This window comes from Blastococcus tunisiensis (genome assembly GCF_900112815.1).
Classification (GTDB): Bacteria; Actinomycetota; Actinomycetes; order Mycobacteriales; family Geodermatophilaceae; genus Blastococcus_B; species Blastococcus_B tunisiensis.
The window spans coordinates 164,828-187,735 of the sequence record NZ_FOND01000006.1 but is presented as its reverse complement, the minus strand read 5'-3'; the positions used below and the strand labels follow the sequence as shown (position 1 = coordinate 187,735).

Sequence of the window (22,908 nt, the reverse complement as noted above, 5' to 3'; positions counted from 1 at the left end):
ACTGACCGGCTCACCAGGGCGCACCCCTCGTGCGCGCACCGCGGGAACCGTCGGGCGGCGGACCGGGCACAAGGTCATCCCGTCCTCGAGACCTTGGCCCGCGGCGGGCACGGGCGACCGTCGACATCGTCGGTCCCAGTCCCCGGTGTCGCCGGGCCGGCCAGCGAGGAGCAGCCATGCACGAGGAGTTTCCGTCCGGGCGCACGGCCGAGGACCGGCGGCTCGCCGATGGCGGCGGGCGGCACGTCGTGGTCGGGGTCGACGGCTCGCCGGGCAGCCGGGAGGCACTCGCGTACGGGTTGACGGCCGCGGCCCGGCGAGGGGTGGACGTGGAGGTGGTCGCGACGTACCCGCTGCCGCTCCCGTGGGCCGGCGGGACGCCCGCGGTGGTGCCTGACCCGGCAGCCCTCCGGCAGGGTCTCGAGGCCGCCGTCCGGGAGATCGTCGCCGACGTCCAGCGGGGCCCGTCGGGGGTCCCGGCCGCCGACGGCGGTGCGCCGCGGATCCTGGTCTCCGTCTCCGAGGGCCCGGCCGCGCCGGTGCTCGTCGAGCGCTCGCGGCACGCGGACCTGCTCGTGGTGGGCAGCCGCGGGCGGGGGGCGGTGCGGAGCGCGGTGCTCGGCTCGGTGGCGCTGCAGTGCGTGGCCGGGGCCGCGTGCCCGGTGCTCGTCGTGCCGTCGCCTGCGGCGGAACGGCCCGCCGGGCCACCGCTCGTGGTGGTCGGCATCGACGGCTCCGCCCACGCCCGGGCCGCCCTCCGGGTCGCGATCACCGAAGCGCGACGGCTGGGCGCCGCCGTGGAGGCCGTCGCCGCCTACGACCCCGGTGGCAGGTGGACCGAGCTCGACGAGAGCGTGGCCCCGAGCTTCGAGGGCATCCGGGCCGACGTGGAGCACGGCGCCGCCGCGATGGTCGACGAGGCGCTCGCCGACGATCGAGCCGCCGGCGGCGGGTCGGCCCCCGACGTGCGGGTGGCCGTCGTCGAGGGGATCCCGGCGGAGGTGCTGGTCAGCTGGTCCCACGGCGCGGAGCTGCTCGTGGTGGGCAGCCGTGGTCGCGGGGGGATCCGCGGGCTGCTGCTGGGGTCGGTGGCCCTGCGCTGCCTGGTCTCCTCGGCCTGCCCCGTCCTCGTCGTGCCGCCCGGGGCCGACCGGCCGGCGGAGGCTCCCGGGCACGTGCGGCCTGCAGTCGCCGCGTCCTGACGGCCGCCGGCGCGGCCGGCAGACCGCTGGCAGGACCTCCGTCCCGGCGGGCAAGGCCGCTCGTCCCGGGACCCGGCCCTGCCCGCTGGCAGGACCTCCGTCCCGGCGGGCAGGGCCGCTCGTCCCGGGACCCGACCCCGCCCGTGAGGCAGGATCGCGGGGGTCCGGTGCTCACCGGGAGACCGGTACCGGGAGGACGACGTGGACACCCCGCCCCGCGGCACGTTCGTGCGCGCTTCGGACGTCCGGCGCCCGCCGTGGTCGGCCGCCGTGGCGCGGCGCCGTCCGTCCGGCCAGGAGCCGGTCCCGACCGGGCGTGACCGGCGCCTGCTGGCGGTGTGGTCGGCCGTCCTCGTCGCGTCGATCGTCGCCCTCGTGCTGCTCCGGGTGGTCACCGAGCAGACGAGCGCCGTGCAGACCGTCGACCGCGCCGTCGGTGACCTGCTGCGTGGTGGGGACCTGCCGACGCTGGCCAGGGAACTCGACGGGATCGCGGACATGGCGGAGTACCGCGTCATCTGGGTGCCGGCCGCCGTCGTGCTGGCGTGGTTCGCCCGGTGGCGGCACCTGGTCGTGTACCTCGGCACGGTGTCGGTCGTCGCGGCGGCGGCGCAGGTGATCGCGGGCGACGGTGCGTTCGTCCGGGCGGTACGGCGCGGGGTGACCGGCTCCGACGACGCCGTCGTCGTTCCGGCCTGGCCGGTGATCGTCGTGTCGGCGCTGGTCGCCGCGACGGTCCTGGTGCTCGCTCCGCCCGGCCGCTGGCGCCGGGTCGCGGGTGCGGCGGGGGTGCTGGCCGTCGTCGCCGTCGCCGCCGACCGGGTGGCGATGAGCCTGGACAGCGCCACCGCGACGGTGGTCAGCGCCGGACTGGGGTGCAGTACCGCGGCGCTCGCCTTCGCCCTCTTCGCGCCGGAACGCGAGTTCCCCGTCGTCTACCACCGCCAGGTGCGGGCCCACCTGCGCCTCGACGCCGCACGCAAGGGCCGGATCGTCGCCGCGGTGCGCGACCAGCTCGGCATCCCGCTCCGCGACATCGACCCGTACCGGCTCGACGGGTCCGCCGGGTCCACCCCGTGCCGGCTGGTCGTCGCCGACGGCGCTCCCGGTGTGCTGTTCGGCAAGCTGTACGCGACCACGCACCTGCGGTCGGACCGGTGGTACAAGTACGTGCGCGTGCTCCGGTACGGCCGGCTGGAGGACGAGGCCCCGTTCTCCTCCGTCCGCCGCCTGGTCGAGCACGAGGACTACATGCTCCGGCTGCTGCGCGACGGCGGTGTGCAGGTACCCGAGCCCGGGGGAGTGGTCGAGGTGGTCGCCGGCCGGGAGTACCTGCTGGTGACCGAGCTGGTCCCGGACTCGGTGGAGATCCTCGAGTCCGGGGTGTCCGACGCCGTGATCGACGACGCCCTGCTGCAGATCCACCGGCTGTGGCAGGCCGGCGCCGCGCACCGCGACATCAAGCCCTCGAACGTCCTGGTCCAGGGGAGCCGGGTGGTCCTGATCGACGTCTCCTTCGGCGAGCTGCGCCCGTCGCGGTGGCGGCAGGCCGTCGACCTGGCCAACATGATGCTGATCCTGGCGCTGGTGGCCGGGCCCGAGCGCGTGCTGGCCCGGGCGGGTCGGCTCTTCGCGGCGGAGGACCTGGCCGAGGCCTTCGCGGCGACTAGTTCGCTGACGGTGCCCCGCCAGCTGCGCCGCCTGCTCGACGCCCACCACCGTGACCTGCCGGCCGAGTTCCGCCGCTCGCTGCCGGCGCACCCGCGGATCAGCATGCAGAGCTGGAGCCTGCTCCGCGTGCTGCTGGCCGTGGGCGCCGTCGTGGGCATCGTGCTGGCGCTGCTCGTCGTGGGGCTGAACCTGCGGGCCGGTGGCCTCCTGTGACCACCACCGAGGACGCCGCCGGCGGGCGGCCCGGCCCGGCCTCACGGGCGATGTTGCCGCAGCGGCCCGTGACGGCGCCGGAGGGCCTGACCGCCGCGGCCGTGCGGGAGCGGATCGCGGCGGGGCGGACCAACGTCACCTCGGTCCGCACGAGCCGGACCCTGGCGGAGATCGTGCGGGCCAACGTCTTCACCTTCTTCAACGGGCTGCTCGCGGCGCTGTGGGTGGTCGCCGCGCTCACCGGCCGCTGGCAGAACGCCACCTTCGGGGGCGTGGTGGTCGCCAACGCCGCGATCGGGATCGTCCAGGAGCTGCGGGCCAAGCGGACCCTCGACCGGCTCGCCGTGCTCAACGCCCCCCGGGCCCGGGTCGTCCGGGACGGGATCGAGCGCGAGTTCCCCGTGGCTGAGGTGGTGCTCGACGACCTGCTCGTCCTGGCCGCCGGGGACCAGGTGCCGGCCGACGGCGTGGTGCTGGACTCGGCCGGTCTGGCGGTGGACGAATCACTGCTCACGGGTGAGGCCGACGCCGTCGCCAAGGACGCCGGGGACGACGTGTGGTCCGGCTCGATCGTGGTGGCCGGCCAGGCAACGGTCCAGGCGGTCGCGGTCGGGGACTCCGCCTACGCGACCCGGCTGTCGACGGAGGCCCGCCGGTTCACCATCACCTTCTCCGAGCTCGTGTCGAGCACGAACCGGCTGCTGCGCGCGATCGCGGTCGTGCTGGTGGTCGTCGGGCCGCTGGTGCTGTGGAGCCAGTTCCGCACGACCGAGAACGAGGGGTGGCGGGAGGCGGTGACCGGCACGGTCGCCGCGCTCGTCGGCATGATCCCGGAGGGGCTCGTCCTCCTCACGACGCTGGCCTTCATGGTCGCGACGCTCAGCCTGGCCCGCCGCCAGGTGCTCGTCCAGGAGCTCCCGGCGGTCGAGGGCCTGGCCCGGGTGGACGTCGTCTGCCTGGACAAGACCGGCACGCTCACCTACGGCGACGTCCGGTTCGACCGGCTGGAGCGGCTCGACGGGAGTGCCGTCCCGGAGGGCCAGGTCCGCGGGGCCCTCGGCCTGCTCGCCGGGTCGGACAGCGCCAACGCCACCGCGGCCGCGCTCGCCGCGGCGTTCCCGTCCCCGGACGGGGCGCCCGTCGACACGGTGCCGTTCTCGTCGGCGCGCAAGTGGTCCGCCGTCCGGACCACGACCGGGTCCACCTGGGTGCTGGGTGCACCCGAGATGTTGCTGCCGGTCCCAGCGCCCGGGGCCACGGGGCAGGCACGAACCCGCTCGGACGCCCTGGCGGCGGAGGGCCGCCGGGTCCTCCTGCTCGCCTGCTCGAAGCAGGCGCCGGCCGTGCTCGACGGCGACGCCGTGCTGCCGGCCGGCCTCGAGCCCGTCGCCCTGGTCGTCCTCGCCGAACGCATCCGCGAGGACGCCGCGGACGTGCTCGGCTTCTTCACCGAGCAGGGGGTGGCGCTCAAGGTCATCTCCGGGGACAACCCGCGGACGGTCGGCGTCGTGGCGGCGAGCGTGGGGGTCCCGGGCGTCACCGGGGCGGCGGACGCCGTCGACGCCCGGACGCTGCCCGAGGACCTCGAGGCGCTGGCGGAGGCCATGGAGGCGCACAGCGTCTTCGGTCGCGTCACCCCGCACCAGAAGCGGGCGATGGTGGCCGCCCTGCAGCGGCGCGGCCACGTGGTCGCGATGACGGGGGACGGGGTCAACGACGCACTGGCGCTGAAGGACGCCGACATCGGCGTGGCCATGGGCAACGGATCACCGGCCACCCGTGCGGTCGCCCAGCTGGTCCTGCTCGACGGGCGGTTCGCCCACCTCCCGGCCGCCGTGGCGGAGGGGCGCCGGGTCATCGCCAACATCGAGCGCGCGGCCAGCCTGTTCCTGGTCAAGAACGTGTACTCGGTCGTGCTGGCCCTGATCACCGTCGCCACGCTGAGCGCCTATCCGCTCGAGCCGATCCAGCTCACCCTCATCTCGATCGTGACGATCGGGGTGCCCGGCTTCTTCCTGGCGCTCGGCCCCAACCGGCGCCGGTACGTCCCCGGCTTCCTCGCCCGGGTGCTGCGGTTCTCCCTGCCGGCCGGGGCGACCATCGGCGTCGCCGCGTACGCCGGCTACGCGCTGTCCAGGGCCCTCGACCCGGGCGACGGGGTCGCGGGGGCGCGGACGACGGCGACCGTCGTGGTGCTCATGGTCGCGCTGTGGACGCTGGTGATCCTCGCCCGCCCGCTGGTGGCCTGGAAGCTGGCGCTGATCGGGACCATGGCCGGGATCGTCCTCCTGGTGCTGCTGGTGCCGGCGATCGGCAGCGGGATCGTGCTGCTCGAGGTGACGCCCCGCACTCTGCTGCTCGCGGTGCCCATCGGGGTCGCGGGCGCGCTCGTCGTGGAGGCCGCCGAGCGCGTCACGGCTACCGTGGCGGACCGGCGCGCCGGTGCGCCGGTCGGCGGCCACGGCTGAGGCCCGAGACTCAGCCGGCCACGCAGGGGACGGTCACGAGCGTCCGGGGTTCGGCAACCCCGGGACCGGAGAGGTAGGACTCCCAGGCGTCGCCCGCCGGACGGTAGCCGTGCGCGGTCATCCACGCCGCGACGGCGTCGCAGGTCTCGTCCACCGTCTCGTAGGAGCCCCGGTGCACCGCGGTGGCGGCGAGGCCTTCCGGCAGCTCTGCCGGCATGACGGACCCGATCGGGTCGACGGGCGCGCTGGAGGGAAACCCGGCCTCGACGTCGAAGCCGTCGCCGGTCGGCCGGTACCGGGCGAACGGTGGCCCGGCAGGCTCCCGGTGCTGGCGCTCCAGGAGCTCCAGCACGTCGGTGAACGCGGTGCCCAGGAAACCGGCGATCTCCGGGACGGTGACGTGGCCGCGGACGACGGCCGCCGGAGTCCGTACCCGCTCGATGAGTTCGATCGGAACGGTCGTCATGCCGGTGCTGTCCTTCTCGCGGGGAGCGGGTGGGACCCGGTGCGCCGACCCCTGGTCGCGCGCGACAGGTGGTGCCCGCCCGTCCGTGGGCCGGGCGGGCGGGACGTCAGCCCTTGCTGATGGCGATCTTCGTGGGGGCCGGCGGTGCCGGCGGCTCCGGGACGGGGACGCGGACCTCGAGGATGCCGTCCTTGTAGGTGGCCGTGACGTCGTCCGCGGAGACGCCGTCGGGGATCGGCAGGCTCCGGGTGAACCTCCCGTAGCGGAGCTCGTGCCGGGTGTAACCCTTGTCCTCGGTGTCCTTCTCGACCCGGCGCTCGGCGTCGATGCGCAGCATCCCGTCGGTGACGGTGAGCTCGACGTCCTCGTCCGGGTCGATGCCCGCGAGTTCCGCCCGGATGACCTGGGTGTCGCCGTCGCGGTACTCGTCGACGCCGATCACGTCCTCACCACGCGTCTCCCAGGCCATGCCCGGGGTGCGGTTCATCGGCAGGGTCCGCATCCACTCGTCGAACATCCGGTCCAACCGGCTGAAGGGTGATGCCGGGATCCCGCTCTTCTCGCGTCGCTGCAGGCTGCTCATGGGTCCTCCTCCTGGTGGGTGGGTCACCACCGTCGTCCGGTCCCGTCGCGCCGCGAAGTGCGGTTGGTCCCCGATACGGGGGGCTGTGCGGCCCGGGACCCTCGTCGTCGGCGCCGGCTCAGTCACCGACGACGGCCACGGGGCACCGGGCGTAGTGGGCGACCGCATGGCTCACGCTGCCGAGCCGGGCACCGGTCCGGGCCCGGCCGTGGCGGCCGACCACCAGGAGCGCCGCGCCCCGTGCCCGCTCCAGGAGCAGCCGGGCCGGGTGGTCGGCCGCCGTCACCGCGTGGACGTGGACGCCCCGGTGCCGGTGCGCGGCCTCCTCGATCCGTGCCGCGAGGAACGCCGCGGCGCGTTCGGCAAGCTCGTCGGGATCGAGGTCGACACCACCGGCCAGGGCGGCGAGCGGGATGTCCGACCACGTGTGGACGGCGACGACGTCGTGACCTCGCCGGGCCGCGAGCTCGAATCCGACGCGGACGGCCTCCTCCGCGCCCGGCGATCCGTCGACCCCGATGACCACCGGTGCGGGACCGCGCGTCGGACGGTCGCGGACGACGACCACCGGGATGGTCACGGTGCGGAGCAGCTCGTCCGCACTGGAGCCGAGCAGCACCTGCGGGGTGTCGGTCTGGCCGGAGGCGCCCAGGACGAGGAGGTCCGCGTCGGCGGCGGTCCCCCTCAGCAACGCGAGGGCGTCGCCGACGACGACGCTCCCGTCGATGTCGGCGCCCGGCGCCTCCTGACGACAGCGATCGACGGTGAGGGCGACAGCCGCCGTCGCCGCCCGTCGGGCGCGGTCGACGTCGAGCGCTGCCGGGGGGAGGCCCAGGCCGGCGAGCTCCCGGCGCGGCCAGTGCAGCACGTGCAGCAGGCGCAGCGGCCGTCCCGAGCCGGCGACCTCGTGGGCCGCCCAGTGCGCAGCGTCGCGGGCCGGCACCGACCCGTCGAAGGCCACCACCACCGAACCTGGGGGGATCGACACCTCGGGGGGCGCGGCCTCCGGACGGGGAGCCGCCGTGCCCGTGCGGCTGCCTGAGCGCTCCATGCCCACAGCGTTCTTCCCCGACCGGCTTCCGAGGAGGGGCCGGAAGTCCCGGGCCGGGTGGCCGAGGGCCCGGAGCCGCCGCTCCGACGGTGGTCCCGCCCCCGCGGGACCTTGCGCACTCGCCGGGCCGCCGGCCGGTCGCCAGCGTGGACACCACGAACAGCCCTCCAGGAGGCGACATGACCGTCAACGGCCCGGCGACGCCGGCGGACCGACCGCGCCGCCGCACGACCCCGAGCGGCGACCCCCTCGGCATGACCGAGGCCGAGAAGCTCGCCGCCGAGTGGGAGGCCAGGCACGACGTCGCCTCCCGTGGCCGGCGGAGCGCGCCCGATGTGGTGCAGCACTACGTCGCCCACGAACGGCTGGTGGAGAGCAGCGGGCGCACCCCGCCTCCTCCCCGGCCTCGTCAGGACGAGGCAGCGGTCGGCGAGTCGTCCGAGACCGCACGTCCGACGGCCGAGGCCCCGCGCGCGCCGTCGCGGTGGCGGCACCCGTTCCTCTGGGCGGGGCGGCGCGGCCGCTGATACCAGCGGCCGCAGTGACCCGCTCCGCCGTCAGCCGCCGTCAGCCGGCGCGGACCGTGCCGCATGCGGTCGCTGCGGGACGATGGTCGCGTCGGGACCCGGGAACACCACGCTCCGCCGGTCGTCGTCCAGCCAGTGGACGAGGTAGGGCGGTGAGCCGTCGGCGTGCAGCAGCTCGTCGATCCGCCCCTCCCGGACCGGTGCGTCCAGTGTCCGCCCGTGCACCACGATCCAGTGTCCGACCTGCGCGCGCACGGTGTCCTCCTCGTCGCCCGGCCGGCCCCGGTGCGGAGCGCTGCCCGCCGCGGGCTTCCTCGACCGACGCTAGGGCGGCCGGGGACGGGTCTGCAGGGCCTGTCGGCCGCTCGGGCGGAGTCCAAGGTCATGCCGGCGCCGGGAGACCGGCAGCCGCTGGGTCAGCGGGGGTGGACCACGTCCAGCACGACCCGGGTGGGGCTCTCGAGCAGGTACACGCGGAACGGCGTCCGCTCCGTCGCTCCGACGAAGGCCACCGACGTCCCCTCGAAGGTGGTGTCCCAGACGACCTCGGTCACGACCTCCGTCCCCTGCCCGGGGATCGGCGCGGAGCCGTCGACCTCGTCGATGCCCGTCTCGGTCGGGTAGCCGACCCCGCTGAGCGTGACCTGGAGGATCGCGTCGCCCTCGACCGGGACGGTGTTCCCACTGCCCTGGCTCCTGGCCTCGGGGACGAACCGGACGTCCCACCCGGGGGTGCCGGTCCCCGCCACGTCGAAGACCACCCGGTCGAAGCCGTCGTGCCGGCCGGTCCGGATGTCGGTCACGGTGACGAAGGAGTCCGCGGACGCCTGCCCGGTGTCCGGCTCGGTGTTCGCCGGGAACGGTGGGGCATCGGTGCTGTCGTCGCCGCCGGTGGCCGGGGTCCCGCTCCCGGCGGCGCCGGACGTCGTCGCGGGTGCCGAGCTCGACGTCGCCGAACTCGGGGATGCAGAGCCGGTGGCGCCCGTGTCGCTGTCGTCGCCGTTCCCCCCGCAGGCGACGACGAGGGCGACGGCCACGACGGCGGGAAGGGCGGCGGCGACGCGCGTTCTCATGTCGCGACCCTGCACCGTGCGGAGCGCCGGCCGCCCGAGGCCAACGGCGCCTCGGCACCGGCGAAGGTCCCGACGTGGTCCACGGGACGTCGTCCCCTGGCCGTGCGGTACTTCCGGCCGTCGCACGGCGGGGCTGCCCGTCCTTGGATGGCGGTCGACGGGACGAGGGCGATCGAGGAGCGGGCATGGCAGCAGCGGGAGGACTGGCCGGGCGGGTGGCGCTCGTGACCGGCGGTGCGCGCGGGATCGGCGCGGCCGTCGCCGCGGCGTTCGTCGCCGAGGGCGCGCGGGTGGTCGTGGCGGACGTCCTGGACGCCGAAGGCAAGCAGCTCGCCGATGCACTGGGGGACGCGGCCAGCTACGTGCACCTGGACGTGAGCGAGTCCGACGCCTGGCGGACGGCGCTGGGCGAGGCGGAGGCGACGTTCGGCCCCGTGTCGGTCCTGGTCAACAACGCCGGTGTCGTCGAGTTCGCCACGATCGAGGCGTCGACGGACGAGGTCTTCCGGCGGGTGCTGGAGATCGACCTGGTCGGCGCCTTCTTCGGCATGCGCGCCGTCCTGCCGTCCATGCGCCGGGCGGGTGGCGGCGTGATCGTGAACATCTCCTCCACCGCGGGCCTGATCGGGTACGCCGGGATCGCGGGGTACGTATCGGCCAAGTGGGGCATGCGCGGCCTGACGAAGGCGGCGGCGCTGGAGTTCGCCGCGGACGGGATCCGCGTCTGCTCCGTGCACCCCGGCCCGATCCGCACGCCGATGACCGCGGGAATGGGCGAGGCGTCGGTCGCGGGACAGCCGATCGAGCGGTTCGGCGAACCGGACGAGGTGGCCGCGATGGTGGCCTTCGTGGCCGGGCAGGCGACCTTCTCGACCGGCAGCGAGTTCGTGGTCGACGGCGGCGCGACGGCCGGCGTCGTGCCGGTGCTCCCGGCGAGCAGCTGACGACCGGACGGAAGGGGAGGACGCCGTGCCGCTGGAGACGATGATCGCGACCGCGCGTGAGCTGGTGGAGCCCGGTAAGGGCATCCTCGCTGCCGACGAGAGCACACCGACGATGACGAAGCGGCTGGCGGCGGTCGGCGTCGAGTCCACCGAGGAGCACCGCCGGCGCTACCGGCAGCTGCTGTTCGGCGCACCGGGGATCGGCGAGCACATCAGCGGGGTGATCCTGTTCGACGAGACGACCCGCCAGCGGGACGACGACGGCCGCCCGCTGCCCGATCTGCTGCGCGACCGCGGGGTGATCCCGGGCATCAAGGTCGACCTCGGGACCACGCCGCTCGCCGGATTCCCGCACGAGGTGGTGACCGACGGGCTCGACGGGCTGCGGGGGCGGCTGGAGGAGTACGCCGCGATGGGGCTCCGCTTCGCCAAGTGGCGTGCCGTGATCCGGATCGGGGACGGCCGGCCCACGCCCGCCGCCATCGAGGCGAACGCCCATGCCCTGGCCCGCTACGCGGCACTGACCCAGGAGGCCGGCCTGGTGCCGATCGTGGAGCCGGAGGTGCTGATGGACGGGCCGCACAGCCTGGAACGGTGTGCGGAGGTCACGGCGGAGACGCTCCGGGTCGTGTACGACCAGCTGGCGCGGCACCGCGTGGTGCTGGAGGCGAGCCTGCTGAAGCCCAACATGGTGGTGCCGGGGACCGAGTTCGCCGGGCGGGCCGCCCCGCAGGAGGTCGCAGGAGCGACGATCCGGATCCTCCGGGAGACCGTGCCCGCCGCCGTCCCGGGGATCGTGTTCCTCTCGGGGGGCCAGTCCGACGAGGAGGCGACGGCGAACCTGGATGCGCTCAACCGCACGGGCCCGCAGCCGTGGGAGCTGAGCTTCTCCTTCGGCCGGGCGCTCCAGGCCCCGGTGCTGCGCGCCTGGGCCGGCGAGGACGCGCACGCGGAGGCGGCGCAGGCCGCGCTGCTCCACCGGGCGACGATGAACGGCGACGCCCGGCGCGGTGCGTACCGGAGGGAGCTGGAGACGCCCGTCGCGACCGGGCTCTGACCCGACGCCTGGGCGGCACACCCATGGGATCGATCCGGCCGTCCACTCATCCGGGCCCCTCCTCGGGCCGGGGGCGGGTGCGGGTCGCCGCGGGGCAGCTGCGGACGCGGTGGCCCCGCGGGTCAGCGGGCGGCGCCCGAGGCTGCCGTCGTCCGTACCAGGTCCGCCGCCCACGCCCGTGCCCTGATCTGCTCGCCGTCACGCAGCAGCTGGTCGTCCCCCTCGATGACGAACCCCTCCGGCCCGGCCACCAGCTCGTAGCCGTGGCTCTCGAGGCGACGCGCGATGCCTCGCGCGGCGCCACCCATCATGCTGCCCTCGCCCCGGGTGTCGAACGCGGCGGCCGACGTGCCCGTCGCGGCTTTCGGCAGGGTGTGGAACCAGTCCCGGAGGCCCGGACCCGGGACGTCCGGCTCGAGGCCGTGGCCCACGTGCCCGCCGTCCTCCTGCCCCTTCTTCTGCTCCATCTGCACGGCCATCTTCCGGGTCATCCCCGACGTCATGCCACGCATGTGGGTGGGGCCGCCCACGATGACCAGGTCGGCCCGGGCGACCAGCTCCGGGTCGGCGTCGCCCACCCGCACGCAGGTCACGGTCGCGTCGGGCCGGGCCCCGGCCGCGCCCGCGGCGATCGCGTCGGCCACCTCGTGCGTCGCCCCGAACATGCTCTCGAACACCACGGCGATCTCCATGTCGGCCGTCCTCTCCTCCGTCGGGTCGGATCCCGCAAAGCGCCCCGGCTGCGGGGTAGCCCCGTCCGAGCATCGACCGCTGCACCTCGCCGGCACAGGGGGCCTCGGCCCCTGCGTCCCGGGTCGGAGGACCGCTTCGGGGTTCTGCCGTGGCCCCTAGCGTCGGTCCGCATGAGGACCCCGATGCGCTGCAGGTCGGGCTTCCACTCCGACGTCCGGCGGCACCCGGCCGACGAGCGGCCGCACGGGCCGGACCAGCAGATCTGCCGGCGGTGCGGCAAGCGGCGCGATGCTCCCTCCACCGGACTCCCCCGGCGTCCCCGGTGGAGGCGCCGGCGGGGGCATGGCCTGACCGACCGCTCAGCTCCTGACGGCGGAGCCTCCCTGCCCACGGAGAGAGGGCGTGCACGATGACGACGATCGTCCGAACCAGCGCCGGACCGGTGCGCGGCCGGACCACGGACGGGGTGAGCACCTTCCTGGGCCTGCCCTACGCGGCACCCCCGGTCGGACGCCACCGGCTCCGCCCACCCCAGCCCGTCCAGCCGTGGACCGGGATCCGGGACGCCACCGTCCTCGGGCCGGAGCCGCCCCAGCCGCAGTTCGGCGCGAGCGATCCCTCCGGGCTGGTCTTCGATCCCGCCGTGCCCGGGGACGACTGCCTCAACCTGAACGTCTGGACCCCCGAACCAGCAGCGGCGGGCCTTCCGGTCATGGTCTGGATCCCGGGTGGACAGTTCGAGTTCTCCTCCGGCGGCAGCTACGACGGCAGCCGCTTCGCCCGCGACGGGGTGGTCTGCGTGACCATCAACTGGCGGACGGGAGCCGACGGCTTCCTCTACCTCGGGCCGGGCGACGACGGTGCGAACCTCGGCCTGCTCGACCAGGTCGCCGCCCTCACCTGGGTCCGGGAGGAGATCGGGGCGTTCGGGGGTGACCCGGACCGCGTCACCGTCTTCGGCGAGTCCGCCGGCGCCATGAGCATCGGCGTCCTGCTGTCGATGCCGAGCGCGGAGGGGCTGTTCCGGCGGGTGATCCTGCAGAGCGGGGCCGCCCACCACGTGGTCCCGCCCGCGGACGCGACGCGGATAGGGGCGCGGCTCGCCGAGATCCTCGGGGTTCCCCCGACCCGGGACGCCGTGGCCGGCGTCCCGGTCGACCGGGTGCTCGGGGCGCAGGCGCAGGTGCGTGCCGAGCTGCTGGCAGCTCCGGACCCGCGGCGGTGGGGAGCCGAGGTCGTCGCCAGCACGATGCCGTTCCACCCTGTCGTCGACGGGGACGTCGTCCCGGGCGTGCCCATCGACCGGGTCGCCGCCGGCGCCTCCGGGGACGTCGACGTGCTGGTGGGCACGAACTCCGACGACTGGCGGATGTTCCCGGTCCTCGGAGGCTTCATCGACCAGGTGACGGACGAGGCGCTGGCCGGCCCCGCGGAGGTCTTCGGGTCGTGGAGCGTCGAGGCCTTCGGGCTCCCGGCCGGCACGGCTGTGCCCGCCTACCGCGATGCGCATCCCGGCAGCAGCTCCGGCGACGTGCTGGCAGAGGTCCTGACCGACTGGTGGGTTCGCGTTCCGGCCCTGCGGCTGGCCGATGCGCACGCACCGTTCCCGGGCGCCACGTTCGCGTACGAGTTCGCCTGGCCGTCACCGGCCTTCGACGGGCGGCTCGGTGCCTGCCACGCCCTGGAGATCCCGTTCGTCTTCGACACCCTCGACCTCGGGCGCGCGCAGATGATGGGCGGCGCGCTGGGGGAGTCCCCGCCCCAGCAGCTCGCCGACGTGGTGCACGGCGCCTGGGTCCGGTTCGCCGCGACCGGCGATCCCGGCTGGCCGCCGTACGACCTCGAGCGGCGGGCGACGATGCGGCTGGACACGACGCCGTCCGTGCTGGAGGACCCCTACGCCCGCGAGCGGGCCCTCTGGGCCGGCATCCGCTGACGCCCTGTCCCGGTCCTCAGAGCGGCTCGACGACCTCCGCCTCCCCGGGTACGCCCTGCGGGACGTCGACCGGCCGGCCGTGCCGGGGCCGGATCCGGTAGTCCCGGAAGGCCAGCGGGAGGCCCCGGGCAGTGAACGGATCCGCCGAGTCCATGGCCTGCAGGTGCACGTGCGGTTGGGTGGAGTTGCCCGAGTTACCGCACGTCCCCAGCGGCTGCCCGGCTCCCACCGTCTCGTCCGGGGCCACCTGGATGGATCCTTGCCGCAGATGGGCCAGGACGACGAAGCCGCCGCCCGGCAGCTCGAGGATCACGTGGTTGCCCGCGAGGGCACCCGCGCCCCCTCGTGCGCGGGCGGCCTGGGTCAGCGCGTAGGAGACCAGCGCCACCTGCGACCGCCGCGCGTCGTGGTCGGGCTCTCCGTCGTGGACCGCCACCACGCGGCCGGACCCGGGCGCGAGGACCGGCAGCCCGTAGCCGACGAACCGGTCGACCGGTTCCGTCGACAGCAGGGTGCGCCAGTCCCGCCTGGTCGCCGTCCGCCGTCCCCGGACGGCGACGAAGTCGATGGCGTACGTCGTGGCGAACAGATGGGTGCCGTGGCTGGGCACCCGACGCGCGGGACTGTTCTGGACGATCCACGTGCCCCGGAAGGGCAGCGCGAGCACGATCGGATCCGCCGTGGCCATCCGCTGCCCCCTGTTCCCGGCCGTCGTCGGGGTCAGTATCGGCGCCGGCTCCGGCGGCGGATGCCATCGGGCCGCGCCCACCGTCAGGCCGCCGTGCGCTGCCTACCCCTGGCTCCGGCGGGCGGTGCAGTCGCTTCCCGCCGGGGCGGCACCTGCCGGCCCAGCCGGTCCTGGATGCGTTCGAGGAGCGCCCGGACGGGCACGAGGTGTGTCGGGGACGGGGCGGGAAGGGGATCGGTCTCGGTCTCGGTCTCCAGATCGGCCCACAGGGTGTCGCGCCGGTGCTCGAGGTCCGCCACCTCCGCCGCGAGGGCGGTCCGCCGTGCGGCGGCGTCCCGATCCAGGCGTTCGCGCAGGCCGGCTGCCTCGGCGTCCGCCCGGCGGCGCTCCTCGCGGGCCAGCTCCAGCATCCGCACGATCTCGGCCCGGGCGTCCCGTCGGCCGGCGGCCGCCTCCTCGATCGCCCGCTGGCGGAGCAGCTGAGCGGCCTCGGCGGCGCGCTGCTCGGTGCGGCGCACCGCCGCCAGGCGCTCCGCGATCTCCTCGTGCGCCTCGCGCCGGGAGCGCTCCGCGTCGGCGACCACCCGGTCGGCCGCCGCGGACATCTGCTGCGCCCGGGCGGCCGCGTCGGCGACGAGCCGGTCGGCCTCCGTCCGGGCACCGCGGACCAGGTCGTCGGCGTGCGCGGCCATCCGGGCCGCCTCCGCGGCGGCGGCGGCGCGCTCGGCCCGGGCCTCGGTGTGCATGCCGTCGGCCTGGTCCGCGGCCGAGGCGAGCATCGAGCCGATCCGCCGGGAGAGCTGGAGGAACTCCCCGCCGCCCGACGAGTGCGCGAGCAGCTCGCGGGCCTCGTCGAGCTCCGCCTGGGTGCGCAGGTGCCCGGCGAGCAGGTGCTCGCGCTCCCGGTCGGCGGTGGCGAGCTCGTCCTCCGCCCACTGGACGTAGGTGTCGACCTGGAAGCGGTCGTAGCCGGCCACCGCACGGCGGAACATCGGCCCGGTCCCGAGCACCGTGGGGAGGTCACCGGAGACGTGCGGGCGCTCGCGGTCCTGCCCACCGGCCTCCACCGGCCCCGTACCCGGTCGGTCCACCTCGCCGCCGACGTGCAGCTCGATGCTCATCCCGCCTTCCTCCCCGCGCAGTTCGGTTCCCACCATCGGCTCCGGATCGGCACATCCGGGCCGCAGCTGGAGCGGGGTCACCCGGAGGGGCCGGGTCGCCGCCCGATCCGGCGGTGGGAGTCCGCGGCGATCGCACTGCGTCACGTCGCTCGCGTGGGTGAGGCCACCCGCCCGGACCGCGCGGTGCTCCGCGGCGTGCCGCACCCTCGAGCCATGCCTCCCGAGCTGACGCCGCCGCCACCCGGCAGCCTGACCGTGCCGCCGCTGTCCGGGTGGCAGGGGATCGCGGTCGTGCTGGGACTCCTGGTCGTCCTCGGGATCACGTTCCTCGTGGTCGCGGCGGCCCGGTCCGGCTCCACCGAACGGTCGGAGTGGCAGGCGTGGCTGGACGCGCGGTCCACACGCGGCCAGGCTCCCGCCCGGCCGCTCGGGGCCGACGGGGCCGCCCGCCCGCGGTCGGCGTCCGGTCGCCCAGGACGATCGGACGGCGGGGTCCACGGCACCTGAGCCGGGCTCCATCCGTCGCGCTCCGCTGGCGGCCGTCGCGCCTGTGCCCATCCTCGGCCCCCGAGGGCGCGGCCGCGCGTCCCTACACTGTGCGTCGATCGTCCCCCGCACAGTCAGGAGCACGCCATGCCCGGCAGCGTTCTCCCGCTCGATCCCGGCGCGGCTCTCGACGGCGGGCCCGACTCCTCGCCGACGGCGATCCGCCCCCAGACGCACGTGCTGATGTTCTGCGGCATCCACCTGCTCGATCCCGGCCTCACCGTGCCCACCCCGGCGATGGTGGACGTGCTGGCCCGGGTGGGGGTCGGCGAGCACGCGGCCCGCTCGACGGTCAACCGCATGCTCCAGCGGGGCACGCTGCAGAGCCGCCGCGTGGGCAAGCGCAGCCACCTGGCGCCGACGACGGCCACGCGGGTGACCCTGGCCCGCGGTGGGGAGCGGGCCTGGCAGTCGCCGGTCAACCGCACCTGGGACGGGCAGTGGACGCTGCTGGGCTTCTCCCTGCCCGAGAGCCGCCGGGCCGACCGGCACCTGCTGCGCTCCCGGCTGGAATGGGCCGGGTTCGGCCTGCTGCAGAACGGGTTGTGGGTGGCGCCCCGGCGCATCGACGTGGCGGAGCTGCTCGGGCCGCTGGACGTGCTGGACCACCTGAAGGTGTTCCGGGCCGAGGTCGCCGCACCCACCCAGGTGGCGGAGCTCATCGACGACGCCTGGGACCTGGCGGGGATCGCACGGGGCTACGCCCGCTTCCTGCAGCGCTGGGACCGGCCCGACCCGCTCCCGGGGGCGGCCGACGACCTGGCCCGCCAGCTGTGGCTGCTGGGGGAGTGGACGCTGCTGGCCCGGACCGACCCGGGGCTGCCGGTGGAGTACCTGCCGGCGGACTGGCCGGCGGTCCGCGCCGAGCACGTGGCGCTCCGGCTGCGCGCGCGGTACGAGGCGGCAGCGGCGGCGCTCGCCCGGGAGCTGGTGGTGCCCATGCACGAGCCGGACGGGGACGGGAACCGGTGACCGTCCGCCGGTGACTGTGGCGCTGCATTGACGGCCGACAGAGCAGTGAATAACGTCAGGGGGTCGTCACCGTCGGCGGATCGCAGCGCCGGACGGCGGACTCCCCAGCTCTCGAGAGGAACCCCATGCAGCTCACCGGCAAGGTCGCCGTCGTCACCGGCGCCGGTCGCGGTCTCGGCCAGGCGTACGCCAGAGCACTCGCCGCCGCGGGCGCCGCGGTCGTCGTGAACGACCTCGACCTGGACCTGGCCGAGGAGACGGTCGCCGCGATCCGGGCCGCCGGCGGCACAGCGGTGGCCGAGGGCTCCGCCGTCGGGTCCACCGAGGCGGCCGAGGCGATCGTGGCCACGGCGGTCGAGCAGTTCGGCCGGCTGGACGTCATGGTGACCAACGCCGGTGTGCTCCGGGACCGGTCGCTGCTCAAGATGGAGGACCCCGACTTCGACCTCGTCGTCGAGACGCACCTACGCGGCACCTTCACCTGCGGCCGCGCCGCGGCCCGGCAGTTCAAGGAGCAGGGCGGCGGGGGCCGGCTCATCCTCATCGGGTCACCGGCCGGCCAGCGCGCCAGCTTCGGGCAGACCGGCTACACCGCCTCGAAGGCGGGCATCGTCGGCCTCACCCGCACCTGGGCGGCCGAGCTGCAGCGCAGCGGCACGACGGTCAACGCGGTCATCCCGGTGGCGCTGACCCGGATGGTCGCCACCATCCCGGCGCTGGCCGAGCTGGTGGAGAAGGCCGAGCGCGGCGAGCCGATCCCGGCCGACGTCCGCGCCGGCGGGCTCGGCACCTCCGACGACGTCGCCCCGCTGGTGGTCTTCCTCGCCTCCGACGAGGCCGCGGGCATCACCGGGCAGGCGATCGGCGCCGGCGGGGACCGGATCGCGATCTGGTCGCACCCGACCGAGGTCGTCGCCGAGGTCCGCGAGGGCGGCTGGAGCGCCGACGCCCTCGCCGAGGCCTTCCCGACGACCTTCGCGCCACACCTGCAGGACTTCCAGCAGCTCTCCCAGGACTCCGGGAAGTGAGCGACGTGCCCACCATGGACCTCGACCAGCTCGTCGCCATCGACGTGCACACCCACGTCCACCGGTCCGTCCGCGGCGAGACCCACCGCGCCGCGGGGGAGGACATGGGGGAGTACTTCGGCATCGGCTCGATGCCCCGGTACTCCGTGTCGGAGCTGGCCGACTACTACCGCGAGCGGAAGATGGCCGCGGTCGTCTTCGGCGTGGACAGCGTCTCCCAGACCGGGGAGGAGATGGTGCCCGGCAACGAGGAGATCGCCGAGCTGGCCGCCGAGCACGCCGACGTGCTGATCCCGTTCGCCAGCATCGACCCCGGCCGCGGGGCGGCCGGGGTGCGCGCGGCGCGTCGGCTGATCACCGAGCACGGCGTGCGGGGGTTCAAGTTCCACCCCAACACCCAGGGCTTCTTCCCCAACGACCGGGCGGCCTACCCGCTGTACGAGGTGATCGCCGAGCACGGGCTGATCGCCCTGTTCCACTCCGGGCAGACCGGGGTGGGTGCCGGCTCGCCCGGCGGTGGCGGGATCCGGCTGAAGTACTCCAACCCGCTGCACGTCGACGACGTCGCGGTGGACTTCCCGGACCTGGACATCATCCTGGCCCACCCGTCCTTCCCCTGGCAGGACGAGGCGCTGTCGGTGGCCACCCACAAGCCCCGGGTGCACATCGACCTGTCCGGCTGGTCGCCCAAGTACTTCCCGCCGCAGCTGGTGCAGTACGCCAACTCGCTGCTCAAGGACAAGGTGCTGTTCGGCTCGGACTTCCCCGTGATCACCCCGGACCGGTGGATGAAGGACTTCGCCGGCCTGCCCATCAAGGACGAGGTCCGGCCGAAGATCATGAAGGACAACGCCGCCCGGCTGCTCGGCCTCGCCGGCCCAGCGCAGCCCGCATGAGAGAGGACCCCGCGTGAACGAGAGCTTCGCGACCGTCCTGGAGACGGTGGGGGACCTGCGGCGCGACCGGCTCGCGGTGAGCCACGGGTCGCGCACCCGGACCTGGGCGGAGCTCGACGCGCGGGCGGCACGGCTGGCCGCGCACCTGGCCGGGCAGGGCATCGGCCCGGAGTCGCGGGTGGCGGTCGCCCTCTACAACGGCATCGAGTACGTGGAGAGCGTCTACGCGATCCTCAAGCTCCGCGCCGTCCCGCTGAACGTGAACTACCGGTACCGGCGCGAGGAGCTCGTGCAGCTGCTCGACGACGCGCGGGCCGAGGCGGTTGTCTTCGACGCCTCGCTCGCCGAGCGGTTCGGCGAGGCCCGGGGCGACCTCCCCGGGCTCCGCGCGCTGGTCCAGGTCGGCGGGCCGGACGCCGCGCCGGCGTGGGCGGCCGACTACGAGCAGGCCCTCGCCGCCGCCGAGCCGGCGCCGCGCATCGAGCGCGGGAACGACCACTGGCTGATGTACACCGGCGGCACCACCGGCCGGCCCAAGGGCGTCCTCTCCCGGCACTCCGGCCTGTTCGCCACCTGCAGCGCCAACGGGCTGCTGCTGCTGGGGGAGCCGCTGCCCCGGACCCTGGCGGAGCTGCGGTCGACGCTGGAGCGGCTCGGCACCGACCGCGACGCGATGGTCTGCCTGCCCGCGCCGCCGCTGATGCACGCGACCGGCATGTACACCACCCTCGGCGCGCTGCTGGCCGGCGGGCGGGTGGTCTACCTGCCGTCGAGGTCCTACGACGCCGACGAGCTGGCGGCGACGGTCGCGCGCGAGCGGGTCGACACCGTCTCGATCGTCGGCGACGTCTTCGCCCGGCCGCTGGCCGACGCGCTCGACGCCGCCGAGGCGGCCGGCCGGCCCTACGACCTGAGCACCATGCGGCGGATCATCAGCGTCGGGGTCACCTGGAGTGCCGACGTCAAGCAGCGGCTGCTGCACCACGCCGACCTGGTCTGCCGCGACCTGGTCGCCTCCTCCGAGGGCGGCCCGTACGCCGTGCAGGAGACCCGCCGCGGCGATCCGGCCGAGACCGCCCGCTTCCGGTTGTTCCCGGGCGCCCAGGTGATCGACGACGCCGGCCGGCCCGTCACACCGGGCTCGGGCGAGCTCGGGTTCCTCGCCGCCCCGGTGGACGCGCACATCCGGTACCAGGGCGACGACGCGGCTACCGCCGCGACGTTCCGCGAGTTCGGCGGGACCCGGTGGGTCGTCCCCGGTGACATGGCCAGCCTGGACGCCGACGGGACCGTGGTGTTCCACGGCCGTGGCAGCCGGGTGATCAACACCGGCGGCGAGAAGGTGCACGCCGAGGAGGTCGAGCAGCTGCTGCTCACCCATCCGGCGGTCCGGGACGCGATCGTCGTCGGTGCGCCCGACCAGCGGTGGGGATCGCGGATCGTCGCCGTCGTCTCGCTGCGCCCCGGCGCCACGCTCACCGACGAGGAGGCCGCCGCCTACGTGGGCGCGCGGCTGGCCGATCACAAGCGCCCGCGCGAGCTGGTCGTCGTCGACGAGCTCAGGCGCAGCCCGTCCGGCAAGGCCGACCTCTCCTGGGCGCGCGACGTCGCCCAGCACACCCCCTAGACCGCACCCACACGACCGGCACACCCCTGGACCGGCGCGGCCGGCCCAGCACCCCGAGGAAACAGGAGATCCCCATGGCCACCCCCATCAGCGTCGACGGCGTCGAGGGCGCGAAGAGCCTCGCCGGCAAGGAGCTCGGCCCCAGCGACTGGGTCGAGATCACCCAGGACATGGTCAACCTCTTCGCCGACGCCACCGGTGACCACCAGTGGATCCACGTCGACGTCGAGCGCGCGACCAAGGAGAGCCCGTTCGGCGGCCCGATCGCCCACGGCTACCTCACCCTGTCGCTGTGGCCGCGGCTGGCGCCGCAGATCATGAACGTCACCGGGTTCGGGATGGGCGTCAACTACGGCACCGAGAAGGTGCGCTTCCCCTCGCCGGTGCCGGTCGGCAGCAAGCTGCGGGCGCGCGCCGTCGTCGACTCGGTCACCGACGTCCCCGGTGGCGTGCAGCTGCAGACCTCGGCCACCTTCGAGGTGGAGGGCGGCACGAAGCCCGCGTGCGTGGCCACGATCGTCGTCCGCTACTACCTCTGATCCGCCCGTCCCCCTCATCCGGCCCGGGCGCACCGTCGCACCCGGGAGAGAGCGAGCACCCATGACCCAGCCGATCACCCGCCCCACCCTCGACCCGGGCCGCCTGCTGATCGGGGGCGAGTGGGTCGAGTCCACCGGCGGGGGCCGGATGGACGTCGTCGACCCGTCCACCGGCCAGGTGGCGACCACCGTGGCCGACGCGACGATCGAGGACGTCGACCGCGCCGTCGCCGCGGCCCGCACGGCGTACGACACGGGGGAGTGGGCGCGCACCTCGCCCCGCGACCGGGCCCGCGTGCTGCACCGCGTGGCCGACCTGATCCGCGAGCACGCGGCCGAGCTCACGGCCGTGGAGAGCGTCGACGTCGGGAAGCCGGTCTCGCTGTGCGCCGCCGTGGACGTGAACACCGCGGCCGAGACCTACGAGTACTACTCGGCCCTGGCGCAGAGCATCGACGGGTCCGTCCGGCCGGTCGGCATCCCGTCGCACGCCTACACCCGTCGGGAGGCCCTCGGCGTCGTGGCGGTCGTGACGCCGTTCAACTTCCCGCTGATCCTCAGCAGCGCCAAGATCGCCCCGGCGCTGGCGGCCGGCAACACCGTCGTGCACAAGCCGGCGCCGGACACCCCGCTGTCGGCCCTGCTGATGGCGCGCATCCTCACCGAGGCCGGGGTGCCGGCCGGCACGGTGAACGTCCTCACCGGCGCGTCCCCGGAGATGGCGCAGGCTCTCGTGGCGCACCCGGACGTCGACAAGGTGACCTTCACCGGGTCGACGGCAGTCGGGCGCTCGGTCGCGGAGTCCGCCGGCCGGAACCTCACCCCGCTCACGCTGGAGCTCGGCGGCAACGCGCCGCAGATCGTCTTCGACGACGCCGACCTGGAGAAGGCCGTCGGGGCGGCGATCAAGGGCTTCGTGTTCAACACCGGGCAGTTCTGCATGGGCGCGCCGCGGCTGCTCGTGGCCCGCCCGCTGCACGACACCCTGGTCGGCATCCTCACCGACGCCGTCCCCGGCGTCCCGGTCGGCGACCCGTTCGACCCAGGCACGGTCATCGGCCCGATGGCCGCCGAGCGGCACCTGCAGAACGTGGAGCGCTACGTCGCCATCGCCCGGGAGGACGGCGGCAAGGTCGTCGCCGGCGGCAAGCGCCGCGAGTCGGCCGGCGGATTCTTCTACGAGCCGACGGTGATCACCGGCCTGCCCAACGAATCGCGCGCGGTGCAGGAGGAGATCTTCGGCCCGGTCGTCACCGTGCAGGCCTTCGACACCGAGGAGGAGGCCGTCGCGCTGGCCAACAGCACCCCCTACGGGCTGGCCGCGGGGCTGCACACGACGAACCTGGCCCGGGCGCACCGGGTGGCCGCCGCGCTGAAGGCCGGGATCGTCTGGATCAACGACTGGGCGATGCTCGACCCCGCCCTGCCGTTCGGCGGCGTCGGCGACTCCGGCTACGGCCGGGAGAACGGCCCCGAGGGGCTCGAGGCCTACACCCGCAGCAAGTCGGTGATCATCTCCCTCGCCTGACGTCGGCGGCACGTCCGACGGCCCCCGCGGTGCACCGGCATCGCGGGGGCCGTCGGTTTTCCGCGCCCCTGCCTCGGGG

22 protein-coding genes are annotated in these 22,908 nt (G+C 75.1%); 14 read left to right on the top strand and 8 right to left on the bottom strand.

Going from position 1 to position 22,908, the window contains the following annotated elements; genetic code table 11:
- Positions 1 to 176: 176 nt before the first annotated feature.
- The 3 genes from BM142_RS10065 to BM142_RS10055 all read left to right on the top strand — a co-directional run bounded on the left by BM142_RS10065 (position 177) and on the right by BM142_RS10055 (position 5,554).
- The gene (locus tag BM142_RS10065; RefSeq protein ID WP_092196929.1) at positions 177 to 1,202 is read left to right on the top strand and encodes a universal stress protein; all 1,026 of its coding nucleotides are present in this window, start codon (positions 177 to 179) and stop codon (positions 1,200 to 1,202) included.
- A 201-nt stretch (positions 1,203 to 1,403) separates the two neighbouring features.
- Complete coding sequence (locus BM142_RS10060) at positions 1,404 to 3,086, top strand: RIO1 family regulatory kinase/ATPase domain-containing protein (protein ID WP_092196927.1); 1,683 nt, start codon at positions 1,404 to 1,406, stop codon at positions 3,084 to 3,086.
- Positions 3,083 to 5,554, top strand: coding sequence for a cation-translocating P-type ATPase (locus BM142_RS10055; protein WP_217640660.1), 2,472 nt, complete (start codon positions 3,083 to 3,085; stop codon positions 5,552 to 5,554). The genes BM142_RS10060 and BM142_RS10055 overlap by 4 nt, the downstream gene beginning before the upstream one ends.
- 10 nt (positions 5,555 to 5,564) lie before the next feature.
- Here the strand turns inward: BM142_RS10055 and BM142_RS10050 are convergent, their stop codons facing one another.
- From BM142_RS10050 to BM142_RS10040, 3 genes are all read right to left on the bottom strand, one after another.
- A complete protein-coding gene (locus BM142_RS10050) occupies positions 5,565 to 6,020 on the bottom strand; it encodes a GyrI-like domain-containing protein (protein WP_092196924.1) in 456 nt (151 codons plus the stop codon).
- A 106-nt stretch (positions 6,021 to 6,126) separates the two neighbouring features.
- On the bottom strand, positions 6,127 to 6,603 hold the full coding sequence (locus BM142_RS10045; protein WP_175527203.1) for an Hsp20/alpha crystallin family protein: 477 nt from the start codon (positions 6,601 to 6,603) through the stop codon (positions 6,127 to 6,129).
- A gap of 118 nt (positions 6,604 to 6,721) precedes the next feature.
- The gene (locus BM142_RS10040; protein ID WP_139228826.1) at positions 6,722 to 7,654 is read right to left on the bottom strand and encodes a universal stress protein; all 933 of its coding nucleotides are present in this window, start codon (positions 7,652 to 7,654) and stop codon (positions 6,722 to 6,724) included.
- A 179-nt stretch (positions 7,655 to 7,833) separates the two neighbouring features.
- Here BM142_RS10040 and BM142_RS10035 point away from each other — a divergent pair, with 179 nt between their 5' ends.
- Positions 7,834 to 8,181 carry a hypothetical protein gene (locus tag BM142_RS10035; RefSeq protein WP_092196917.1) on the top strand — a complete coding sequence of 116 codons (348 nt, stop codon included), beginning with the start codon at positions 7,834 to 7,836 and terminating at the stop codon, positions 8,179 to 8,181.
- Positions 8,182 to 8,211: 30 nt separating this feature from the next.
- On the opposite strand, the gene BM142_RS10030 is transcribed toward BM142_RS10035, so the two are convergent.
- Together BM142_RS10030 and BM142_RS10025 are read right to left on the bottom strand one after the other, a co-directional pair.
- Positions 8,212 to 8,436, bottom strand: coding sequence for a DUF1918 domain-containing protein (locus BM142_RS10030; protein ID WP_092196913.1), 225 nt, complete (start codon positions 8,434 to 8,436; stop codon positions 8,212 to 8,214).
- Positions 8,437 to 8,597: 161 nt separating this feature from the next.
- A complete protein-coding gene (locus BM142_RS10025) occupies positions 8,598 to 9,254 on the bottom strand; it encodes an AMIN-like domain-containing (lipo)protein (protein WP_092196911.1) in 657 nt (218 codons plus the stop codon).
- Positions 9,255 to 9,439: 185 nt separating this feature from the next.
- Here BM142_RS10025 and BM142_RS10020 point away from each other — a divergent pair, with 185 nt between their 5' ends.
- The gene (locus tag BM142_RS10020) at positions 9,440 to 10,198 is read left to right on the top strand and encodes an SDR family NAD(P)-dependent oxidoreductase (RefSeq protein WP_092196908.1); all 759 of its coding nucleotides are present in this window, start codon (positions 9,440 to 9,442) and stop codon (positions 10,196 to 10,198) included.
- Positions 10,199 to 10,223: 25 nt separating this feature from the next.
- Positions 10,224 to 11,255 (top strand): class I fructose-bisphosphate aldolase, encoded by a 1,032-nt coding sequence (locus tag BM142_RS10015; RefSeq protein WP_217640659.1) that lies wholly within the window; start codon positions 10,224 to 10,226, stop codon positions 11,253 to 11,255.
- A gap of 122 nt (positions 11,256 to 11,377) precedes the next feature.
- On the opposite strand, the gene BM142_RS10010 is transcribed toward BM142_RS10015, so the two are convergent.
- A complete protein-coding gene (locus tag BM142_RS10010) occupies positions 11,378 to 11,947 on the bottom strand; it encodes a flavodoxin family protein (protein WP_092196905.1) in 570 nt (189 codons plus the stop codon).
- Positions 11,948 to 12,357: 410 nt separating this feature from the next.
- On the opposite strand from BM142_RS10010, the gene BM142_RS10005 reads away from it, so the two are divergent.
- Positions 12,358 to 13,884 (top strand): carboxylesterase/lipase family protein, encoded by a 1,527-nt coding sequence (locus BM142_RS10005; protein ID WP_092196902.1) that lies wholly within the window; start codon positions 12,358 to 12,360, stop codon positions 13,882 to 13,884.
- 16 nt (positions 13,885 to 13,900) lie between these two features.
- Here the strand turns inward: BM142_RS10005 and BM142_RS10000 are convergent, their stop codons facing one another.
- Both BM142_RS10000 and BM142_RS09995 read right to left on the bottom strand, forming a co-directional pair.
- The gene (locus BM142_RS10000; protein WP_092196899.1) at positions 13,901 to 14,572 is read right to left on the bottom strand and encodes a M23 family metallopeptidase; all 672 of its coding nucleotides are present in this window, start codon (positions 14,570 to 14,572) and stop codon (positions 13,901 to 13,903) included.
- 83 nt (positions 14,573 to 14,655) lie between these two features.
- Positions 14,656 to 15,693, bottom strand: a complete 1,038-nt coding sequence (locus BM142_RS09995) for a coiled-coil domain-containing protein (RefSeq protein ID WP_092196897.1) — start codon at positions 15,691 to 15,693, stop codon at positions 14,656 to 14,658.
- 213 nt (positions 15,694 to 15,906) lie between these two features.
- On the opposite strand from BM142_RS09995, the gene BM142_RS09990 reads away from it, so the two are divergent.
- The 7 genes from BM142_RS09990 to BM142_RS09960 all read left to right on the top strand — a co-directional run bounded on the left by BM142_RS09990 (position 15,907) and on the right by BM142_RS09960 (position 22,829).
- Positions 15,907 to 16,200 carry a hypothetical protein gene (locus tag BM142_RS09990; RefSeq protein ID WP_139228825.1) on the top strand — a complete coding sequence of 98 codons (294 nt, stop codon included), beginning with the start codon at positions 15,907 to 15,909 and terminating at the stop codon, positions 16,198 to 16,200.
- A 126-nt stretch (positions 16,201 to 16,326) separates the two neighbouring features.
- A complete protein-coding gene (locus BM142_RS09985; RefSeq protein ID WP_092196891.1) occupies positions 16,327 to 17,211 on the top strand; it encodes a PaaX family transcriptional regulator in 885 nt (294 codons plus the stop codon).
- A gap of 125 nt (positions 17,212 to 17,336) precedes the next feature.
- Positions 17,337 to 18,239 (top strand): SDR family NAD(P)-dependent oxidoreductase, encoded by a 903-nt coding sequence (locus BM142_RS09980; protein WP_092196888.1) that lies wholly within the window; start codon positions 17,337 to 17,339, stop codon positions 18,237 to 18,239.
- Positions 18,236 to 19,135 carry an amidohydrolase family protein gene (locus tag BM142_RS09975; RefSeq protein ID WP_305764365.1) on the top strand — a complete coding sequence of 300 codons (900 nt, stop codon included), beginning with the start codon at positions 18,236 to 18,238 and terminating at the stop codon, positions 19,133 to 19,135. The genes BM142_RS09980 and BM142_RS09975 overlap by 4 nt, the downstream gene beginning before the upstream one ends.
- Positions 19,136 to 19,148: 13 nt before the next feature.
- Entirely contained in the window at positions 19,149 to 20,762 is a 1,614-nt protein-coding gene (locus BM142_RS09970) for an AMP-binding protein (protein WP_092196885.1), read from the top strand.
- Positions 20,763 to 20,836: 74 nt separating this feature from the next.
- Positions 20,837 to 21,301: a MaoC family dehydratase gene (locus BM142_RS09965; RefSeq protein ID WP_092196882.1), complete on the top strand. Its 465-nt coding sequence runs from the start codon at positions 20,837 to 20,839 to the stop codon at positions 21,299 to 21,301.
- A gap of 61 nt (positions 21,302 to 21,362) precedes the next feature.
- On the top strand, positions 21,363 to 22,829 hold the full coding sequence (locus BM142_RS09960; protein ID WP_092196879.1) for an aldehyde dehydrogenase family protein: 1,467 nt from the start codon (positions 21,363 to 21,365) through the stop codon (positions 22,827 to 22,829).
- Positions 22,830 to 22,908: the final 79 nt, after the last annotated feature.